Source organism: Pilibacter termitis (assembly GCF_900167335.1).
Taxonomy (GTDB): domain Bacteria; phylum Bacillota; class Bacilli; order Lactobacillales; family Streptococcaceae; genus Pilibacter; species Pilibacter termitis.
Window position 1 is genome coordinate 61,089 of the sequence record NZ_FUXI01000015.1, and the last position, 8,876, is coordinate 69,964.

7 protein-coding genes are annotated in these 8,876 nt (G+C 37.0%); 5 read left to right on the top strand and 2 right to left on the bottom strand.

Annotation, left to right across the window (positions count from 1 at the left end):
• Window positions 1–183 precede the first annotated feature (183 nt).
• Window positions 184–3,375 (top strand): DEAD/DEAH box helicase, encoded by a 3,192-nt coding sequence (locus B5D30_RS07350; protein WP_078807416.1) that lies wholly within the window; start codon window positions 184–186, stop codon window positions 3,373–3,375.
• A gap of 102 nt (window positions 3,376–3,477) precedes the next feature.
• Here B5D30_RS07350 and B5D30_RS07355 read toward each other — a convergent pair whose 3' ends face one another.
• Window positions 3,478–4,125: a redox-sensing transcriptional repressor Rex gene (locus B5D30_RS07355; RefSeq protein WP_078807417.1), complete on the bottom strand. Its 648-nt coding sequence runs from the start codon at window positions 4,123–4,125 to the stop codon at window positions 3,478–3,480.
• A gap of 323 nt (window positions 4,126–4,448) precedes the next feature.
• Window positions 4,449–4,691: a PspC domain-containing protein gene (locus B5D30_RS07360; RefSeq protein ID WP_078807418.1), complete on the bottom strand. Its 243-nt coding sequence runs from the start codon at window positions 4,689–4,691 to the stop codon at window positions 4,449–4,451.
• A 369-nt stretch (window positions 4,692–5,060) separates the two neighbouring features.
• Here B5D30_RS07360 and B5D30_RS07365 point away from each other — a divergent pair, with 369 nt between their 5' ends.
• The 4 genes from B5D30_RS07365 to B5D30_RS07380 all read left to right on the top strand — a co-directional run bounded on the left by B5D30_RS07365 (window position 5,061) and on the right by B5D30_RS07380 (window position 8,377).
• A complete protein-coding gene (locus B5D30_RS07365) occupies window positions 5,061–5,825 on the top strand; it encodes a TatD family hydrolase (protein WP_078807419.1) in 765 nt (254 codons plus the stop codon).
• Between the two features lie 8 nt (window positions 5,826–5,833).
• A complete protein-coding gene (rnmV, locus tag B5D30_RS07370; RefSeq protein ID WP_078807420.1) occupies window positions 5,834–6,403 on the top strand; it encodes a ribonuclease M5 in 570 nt (189 codons plus the stop codon).
• On the top strand, window positions 6,393–7,277 hold the full coding sequence (rsmA, locus tag B5D30_RS07375) for a 16S rRNA (adenine(1518)-N(6)/adenine(1519)-N(6))-dimethyltransferase RsmA (protein ID WP_078807421.1): 885 nt from the start codon (window positions 6,393–6,395) through the stop codon (window positions 7,275–7,277). Before rnmV ends, rsmA begins: the two co-directional genes overlap by 11 nt.
• 260 nt (window positions 7,278–7,537) lie before the next feature.
• On the top strand, window positions 7,538–8,377 hold the full coding sequence (locus B5D30_RS07380) for a PRD domain-containing protein (protein WP_078807422.1): 840 nt from the start codon (window positions 7,538–7,540) through the stop codon (window positions 8,375–8,377).
• Window positions 8,378–8,876: the final 499 nt, after the last annotated feature.

The following is an 8,876-nucleotide window of genomic DNA, read 5'->3' on the forward strand; positions in this document are numbered from 1 at the left end:
ATTAAAAATAAATGTATTCCCTTACTTTATTAACTCACAAACCTCCTGTTTTTTCAACAAAAACGCAACCTTTATCAAAAGGGAATCTCTAAAAAATATTTTCCGTTTTTCTGAGGAATAGATCATAGAAAATCCTTACATTCGTGGTATAATACAAGGATAAAATAAAATGGAGCTGAGTATATGAAATGGACGATTCCTGCAAAGATTATTGCACGTGGAAGAAAATATGTAGACGAAGGACGTGTATTGCGTGTTTCGGCAGATGAAGTGGCAAATGTGTGGCGGGCAACGGTTGTTGGCACACGTGACTATGAGGTAACGCTTGACGGTGGCGTGCAAGAGGTAGATACTTGCGAATGTCCGTATTGGGAAAAACATCAATATTGCAAGCATACGGTTGCAGTAGAGCTGTTTTTGAGAAAAAAAGGACTCAATCGCATTTTGTCGCAAAATCCAAAAATGCTTTTGCCAAGAAAACGTGTGGTGAAAGATGTGGATATTTTGCGAAGTGCGTTGTCAAAATTTTCTTCGCCAAGACAAATAGAACAACGTATTCTACCGTTAAAAATAGAGTTTCAAGTGGTCAATATTTCTACGAATCAATATCATCCAGAACTAGATGTGTTGGGGATTATGTTGAAAATTGGTTTGCAGACAGAAAAACGAACGGTGATTGTGAAAAATATTGGCACCTTTTTTGAAAAACTTGAAGAACAAAGTATTTTCCGAGTAAATGAGCATAAGGAATTTCTCTTGTCGCCACAAGCATTTGACGAAGAAAGTTTGAAATTGCTTGAGAAATTGCACAAAATTTATTTGACATTTGAAATGATGAAAAAAGCAACGAATAATCAAAATGGAAAAATTGACAAACGTTATTTGTTGTTGCCGATTGACGAGAGTAAAGAATTGCTAGAGACAATGGCAAAAACTGGAGCTTTTACGCTTGAGATTGACGGAGTAAGTTATGATACGTTGACCTTTATGCAAAAAAAATACCCTTTTTCTTTTGACATGAATTTAAAAAATAAAGATTTAACGCTCAAATTGCCCACAGAAAACCTACGAGTTTTTGAAATGTACGGTTGGATTGTAAAGGAAAATGAGATTTATTTCGTCGAAACGAATGAAATAGAAATGATTTCTATTTTGAATACAGCTGAAAAACAAATGAAATCAAAGGAAATTCATTTTTCGGAAACAGAATACAATGAATTTTTTAGCGATTTTTTGCCGCAGCTACGCAAAATCGGAAAGGTTCATGTACCTGAAGCGATGAATGAAAAGCTCGTCAATTCAGAGTTAAAGACTTATCTTTTAATGAAAAAAATCAAGGGAAATATTGATGTAAGGATAGACTTTCACTATGGTGAGCAAGTATTTTCAACGGATAAGACACAAGAAATTCTAGGCAATAGTGTTGTTTTGCGTGATAGTGAAAAAGAGAGTGAAATAGTGCATTTGCTTGAAAAATTCCGTTTTACTAAGACTGAGACAGGGTATCAAAAACCTTTGCCTTATGGCGAAAGTTTGTTTTATTTTTTCCGTACAGAATTGATACAATTGAGAAAAAAAGCGAAAGTGCTTTTAGGGAAAAAATTGTCTGAAATGTACCTAGATACCCAAAAACTTCAGCCTGTTTTTGAAGTTGAAGAAAAACAAGGGTGGCTAGATGTGCGATTTGACATTTCTGGTATTCCGCAGGAAGAAATTAACCGAGTGTTGACACGGTTGATGAGAAAAGAGCCGTTTGCGACCTTGTCGGACGGGAAAGTATTAAGTTTAGATTCAGAGGTGTTTATCCAAACTGCCGATATTTTGAATGATTTAAGAGGAAGTTTACGCCTTGAAAACGGTCATTTTCAGCTTTCTAGTGCAAGAGGAATGGAAGTTTCAGAAAAACTTTCAAAAGCACCGTTCGTTCTATTTTCAGAGGGATTTAAGACGTTATTGCATGATTTGAATCACCCAGAGTTGATCCCATTTACTTTACCAAAAGATTTGAATGCCCAACTTCGTCAATATCAGCTAGAAGGTGTCAAATGGCTGAAAATGTTATCAAATTACGGTTTTGGTGGTATTTTAGCAGATGAAATGGGGTTAGGGAAAACCATTCAGACGATTACTTATTTGCTAAGTGAAAAAAGTGACAATTGGAAAGGAACGGCTTTGATTGTAGCACCCGCCTCACTCATTTACAATTGGGAGAGTGAAATCGAAAAATTTGCACCGAATTTGACGAAAAAAGTAGTCGTTGGGCATAAAGGCGAGCGTGAGCGTCTGTTGGAAAATGGAGAAAAGGTAGATATTTTAATCACGAGCTACTCTAGTTTGCGTTCAGATGCAATGATTTATTCAAGATTGTCTTTTGGTTATTTAATCATGGACGAGGCACAAATGGTCAAAAATGCGAGAACGAGGACAGCAAGTGTCATTTCTTCGTTAAGAGTAAGGCAAAAATTTGCTCTTTCTGGCACACCAATCGAGAACAATCTCGAAGAATTGTGGAATATTTTTTCCATTTTATTGCCGGGACTTTTGCCAAATAGACAAAAATATCGAAATTTGACTACGGCTGAAATTTGGAAATTTACAAAGCCATTTATTTTGAGGCGATTGAAAAGTGAAGTGTTGCGTGATTTGCCAGAAAAAGTCGAAAGCAATCTCTATTCAACGCTTACAGATGAGCAGAAAAAGGTGTATCTCGCTTATTTACAGCAGATGAATAACGAAATTACCAGTATGTCAAGTGATGATTTCAAGCGAAATCGCATGAGTATTTTGGCGGGATTGACACGACTTCGACAAATTTGTGACGACCCACATCTATTTTTAGAGGATTATACAGGTGAAAGTGGTAAACTCGAGCAATTAAAAGAAATCGTACAAGTTGCCAATGAAAATGGTCGTAGAGTGTTGGTGTTTAGCCAATTTACAAGTATGCTAACAATTATTGAGCGTGAGTTTTCAGCAATGGGGCTTGAGAGTTTCTATTTGCGTGGTTCTACAAAACCAAGCGTTCGATTGGATATGGTCAATTCATTTAATAGTGGTGAACGTGATGTGTTTTTGATTTCGCTTAAAGCAGGGGGAACCGGGCTAAATCTGACAGGAGCAGATACGGTTATTCTCTATGATTTATGGTGGAATCCTGCAGTAGAGGAGCAGGCGGCAGGTCGAGCACACCGCATTGGGCAGACGAAAAATGTTGAGGTGTGGCGAATGATTGCCCGCGGCACGATTGAGGAGAGGATTCATCAGTTGCAATCAGAGAAAAAAGAACTATTTGAGGCAGTAATCACAGGAGATAACAGACAGTCTAACGCATTAAGCGAGGAAGATTTGCGGGAGATTTTGTCGATTGGGGAGTGAGGAACAAGAATGCTTGAATTTGGTTTTGAGCGTTCTTGTTTTTTTTAGAGGTACTCTTAAAAAAAACCGCACGAAAGTCGTGCGGTATCTTATCGCTAACACTCACAGTTCTTCTTTTTTCTTTTTCAAGAAGTAAATAAGTGTTTGTAATTCATTTGTTAAATCAACGGATTGAACGACAACGTCATTTGGTGTGATAATGCGATGTGGGGTGAAGTTTAAGAAACCTTTCACGCCAATTTCAATCAATTCTTCTGCAAGTTCTTGAGCTACTTCGCTTGGAACCGCTAGAATGACAATTTCTAGTTTTTCCTTTTCGAGTATCTCTTTGATTTTGTTCATTGGGAAAATTTCGATGTCACCAATTTTTTTCCCAACCAAATTTTTATCGGAATCAAAAGCGACTGAAATGCGTAAATTGTTGTTTTGATGAAATTTGTATTTCAACAAAGCACTTCCAAGGTTCCCAACACCGACAAGTGCAACTTTTGTTAATTGGTCGTCATTTAATGTTTTAGCAAAAAAATTCACTAAATTTTCGACATCATAACCATACCCACGCTTGCCTAGTTCCCCAAAGTAAGAGAAATCACGACGAATAGTTGCACTATCCACCTGTAATGCCTCAGACAATTCCTTTGAATTTGTTTTGTCAATTCCTTTGTCATGCAAGGTGCGAAGATAGCGATAGTATAATGCTAATCGTTTTGCAGTAGCCTTAGGAATTATTGCGTCAAGCTTTTCTTTCAATTGTGTCACTCCCTCTCAAGATTTAAAATATCTCACAGATGGATAACTATAAAAACTCATGTTTATTAAAATTTTCTCGTTTTCCACTTTTCTTCATCAAGAAAAAAATAGCTTTCATTGATTCCCTTGAAAATAAGAAAAACTATATAATTTTAAATTAAACGGAGTTTTTAGAAGTATCCATATAAAAGGGTATCACTAAGTTATTCTTTTATCAAAGGATAATATTTGACAATCATAAAAAGTTAAAATTTTTTTTGAAAAAGAAAAAAGAAAGGGGCTATTTTTTTCGATATGAAGAGAAAATAGCCCTTTTGCTATGTTTACTTTTTACTCACACCAAGTGCAGTCATAAAATAAGCTGGAATACTAATGAAAGGGAGCAAAATCAATAGTACCATAACGACTCTAACAACCGTAGAATCCCAGTTAAATCTCTGTGCGATTCCACCAGCTAATCCTAAAATTTTCTTGTCTCGGTTTGAAAGTCTTACGCCAATACCCCGATTGAGCCAAATTCCGATAAAATATGGAACAATAAATGAAATGAGTATAAGTTTAATCATGTTGTTTCCTCCGTTCGTTTTATAGAGATGTTTATATGGGCAACTCTAAAAACTCCGCTTAATACCAAATTAGATAGTTTTTCGTTTTTCGAGGAAATCGACGAAAGCTATGTGGTTCATAGGTTGAGGAGATTGACGAAGAAAAACGGAAAACTAGCAATTTGGGATAAGTGTGAGTTTTTAGAGGTGTCCATACATTTATTGTATATTAAAAAAACAAAAAAGGCATCCTTCCTAAGACTGAATTGAGAACAGACTTTCGCTTGATTTTGTGGTAAAGTAAAGATGAGTAGGCACGGAGTGTGCAAGGAAACCTGTTTTATTTGAGAGAAACAAGGATTTTTAGTGAGATTAAGGAGAAAAAATGAAATGATATTCGATACACATACACACCTAAATGTTAAAGATTTTCTAGGTGAGGAAGAGGAAGTTTTAGCTCGAGCAAGGGAAAATGGTGTGACAGAGCTTGCGGTTGTTGGGTTTGATAAGGAGACGATCGAGAAATCGCTGGAGCTTTCGGCACGTTTTCCGAACGTTTATTCGATTATCGGTTGGCATCCGACAGAGGCGGGGAGTTATTCTGATGAGATAGAAAATTGGTTGGCTCCATTGTATGAAAACGAAAAAGTGATTGCAGTTGGAGAAATTGGACTTGATTATCATTGGATGGAAGATCCTAAAGATGTGCAAGAGCGTGTGTTTCGCAAGCAGCTTGAGGTGGCACGTAAATTGCAATTGCCTTTTTGTATTCATACACGAGATGCTTTGGAGGATACATATGAGATTTTGAAAGATGAAAATGCTGGAAAAATAGGAGGAATTATGCACAGTTTTTCTGGCGATGTTGCTTGGGCAGAGAAATTTCTTGATTTGGGGCTTTATATTTCTTTGAGTGGTGTTGTGACATTTAAAAAAGCTCAAGAATTGCAAGAGGTGGCGAAAATGGTGCCACTGAATCGTTTATTGGTCGAAACGGACGCTCCATATTTAACGCCAACTCCTTTTAGAGGCAAGCGAAATGAAACAGGATATACACGTTATGTGGTTGAAAAAATTGCAGAATTACGTAAAATGAGTGTAGAAGATGTTGCACGTATGACAACGGAAAATGCACATCGAATTTTTGGTTTATAGGAGTGAAAATGAACAAGCAAACAATTCAAGAAGTTATTGTTGTTGAAGGTAAAAGTGATACGAAACGTATTCAAGAAGTTGTTAATGCGGATACGATTGAAACAAATGGTTCGGCAATCAATGAGGATATTTTAGAGCAAATCGCTCATGCCCAAGAAATTCGTGGGGTGATTGTTTTCACAGACCCAGATTTTTCAGGTGAAAAAATTCGCAAAACGATTATGGAGCATATCCCAACGGCTCGACATGCGTTTTTGCCACGAGGACAGGCTCAGCCAAAAAGCAAGAGCAAAGGTCGCTCGCTTGGAGTAGAGCACGCAAGTGACCAAGATATTTTACTTGCTCTAGAAAAAGTGGTTGTACCAATGGAAGAAGTAGAATATCAGGAAATTCCACGTAATGTTTTAGCACACTATGGCTTGCTTGCAGGGAATCAATCAAAGAAAAAGCGTGAATTACTTGGTGATGAGCTAAGAATTGGCTATACAAATGGCAAACAATTGGTGAAACGACTGAAAATGTTTCGCATTACACAAGAAGAATTAGAAGAAGTAATGGAGAAGATAAATGACCTATAAGGAAATCGCGACACCCTCACGAACACGAGAAATTTTAGAGAAATATGGTTTTTCTTTTAAAAAAAGTTTAGGGCAAAATTTTTTGACTGAACCGAATGTTTTACGCAAAATCGCTGAGACAGCTGAGTTGAGCGAAGAAGTAAATGTAATCGAAATAGGTCCCGGAATTGGTGCGTTGACGGAACATTTGGCACGTTTAGCGAAACAAGTTATAGCATTTGAAATAGACGGTCGTCTTATCCCTGTTTTAAAAGAGACGATGAGTATCTATCCGAATGTTAAAGTAATTAATCAAGATGTTTTAAAGGCGGATTTGGTCAAAGAGACAGACGAACATTTTGATCTAAAGCAGAAAATCAAAGTTGTTGCCAATCTTCCATATTACATTACCACTCCTATTTTGATGCACTTAATCGAGGGGGAACTGGAAATTTCAGAAATGGTAGTGATGATGCAAAAAGAAGTAGCAGATAGAATTTCAGCGAAACCTTCAACGAAAGCCTACGGTTCACTTTCGATTGCAGTTCAATACTTTTATGATGCAGAATTGGCATTCATCGTACCAAAAACAGTTTTCACACCGCAACCAAATGTAGACAGTGCGATTTTAAAATTGGTCAAACGAGAACAACCAATCGTGAATGTGCTAGATGAAAGAGAATTTTTCAAGCTCACTAGAGCAAGTTTTGAACTTCGCAGAAAAACCCTTTGGAACAACCTTTTGCACGTTTATGGCAAGGACGAAAAAGCGAGAGAATGGCTAACGTTTGCTTTAGAAAAAGCCAATATTGACCCTAAGCGTCGAGGAGAAACCTTGAGTTTACAAGAATTTGCAGCTCTTTCTAATGCGATGGTGGAGAGTGGGAAGGATTGAAGTGGAGGGGATTGAGGTGTTTAAAAAAACACCAAAAAATAGCAACCTTTTTGTTGACAATGATTTTTTTTAGTGATAAAATTCAATTTGTAAATAAGCTTATAGTTTTCATGTGACTAGATAATACTAGGCATGAAAGATTTCTTAGTGGCAGAGTGTGCCTATTAAGTTTTCTTTCATGTCTATTTTGTTGTTTGTCACTTGGAACATTTCGTGCGTACTCATTCGCATGAAACTTCTGCAGAAGAGGAAAAAAATATATGAGAATCAAAAAAATACTGAATCAAAACGCTGTACTTGTATTGGACGGGACACTTGAAAAAGTGGCTGTTGGTAAGGGTGTGGGCTTTGATAAGAAACGTAATGACATTTTGCCAAGAGCAAGTATTGAACGCCTTTTTGTTATGGAACAAGAGAGTGTTAATAAACTTCAAACCCTCCTTTCTCAAATAGAGGAACGATATTTCTTTGCAAGTGAGACGATTATTGCACACGCAGAGCAAGTGTTGAATGAAAAGTTAAATCCACATATCAACATTAGCTTGAGTGACCATATTGCTTTCGCTGCTGAAAATATTCAAAATGGGATTTTGGTGAAAAATAAATTGCTCAAGGAAATTGAGTCCATGTATGCCGAGGAATATTCACTTGCATTGTGGGCGATTGAGTATTTGAGTAATACTTTAGGTATTCCATTTCCATACGATGAAGCGGGTTATATCGCCATTCATTTGCATAGTGCAAGGACTGGAAAACAAAACAATAGTGAGAGTATTCGTGAGGTCAGCATTATTTCAGCTATTATTCATTTGATTGAAACAGAGCTATCTATTGACATTCATTCCAAAGAAATGGCGTTGAACTATTCACGGTTGGTCAATCATTTACGTTTGTTTATCCACCGTTTTATGCAAAATAACTATGCTGTCATGGATACGGATGTACTTGATTTGGTGCGGAAAAAATATCCAAAAAGCTATGATGTAGCGAAAAAAATTCAAGTTTTATTGATGAAAGATTTTCATTATCAAGTGCCAAATGAAGAATTAGGATTTCTCGCCATGCATATTGAACGCATGAGAATGGAGAAAAAATCATAGACTAAGATAAGCCTGAAAAAATGGAACTTTGCTTTGATGTGATAAGTGCATTAAGGCTTAGAAAATAATGTTCAGGGTACCTCTAAAAACTTCGCTTAATACCAAATTAGATAGTTTTTCGTTTTTCGAGGAAATCGACGAAAACTATGTGGTTCATAGAAAAGCGAAGAAGTGCGTTAAGGAGTTTGCAATAGTGAGCCGTGTCGTTTATTTACCGCTACACTTCGTTTCGCATACAGTCTTTCTAAGAATCAAAGATTCTTGAAAGACTAGCATCGAAACTTTAGTTTCGAGCGACACTGCGAACAGTTGCCAAACTCCTGCACTTCGTAGCTAGACATAGAAAAGCTAAGAGGGGCGTTCAGGAGTTTGTCGTAGTGAGCCATGCTATTTACTTGCTTGAAACGAAGTTTCAAGTAGCATTGCGAACAGCGACCAAACTCCTGCCCCCGTAGCTAGACAAGGTTGAGGAGATTGACGAAGAAAAACGGAAAACTAG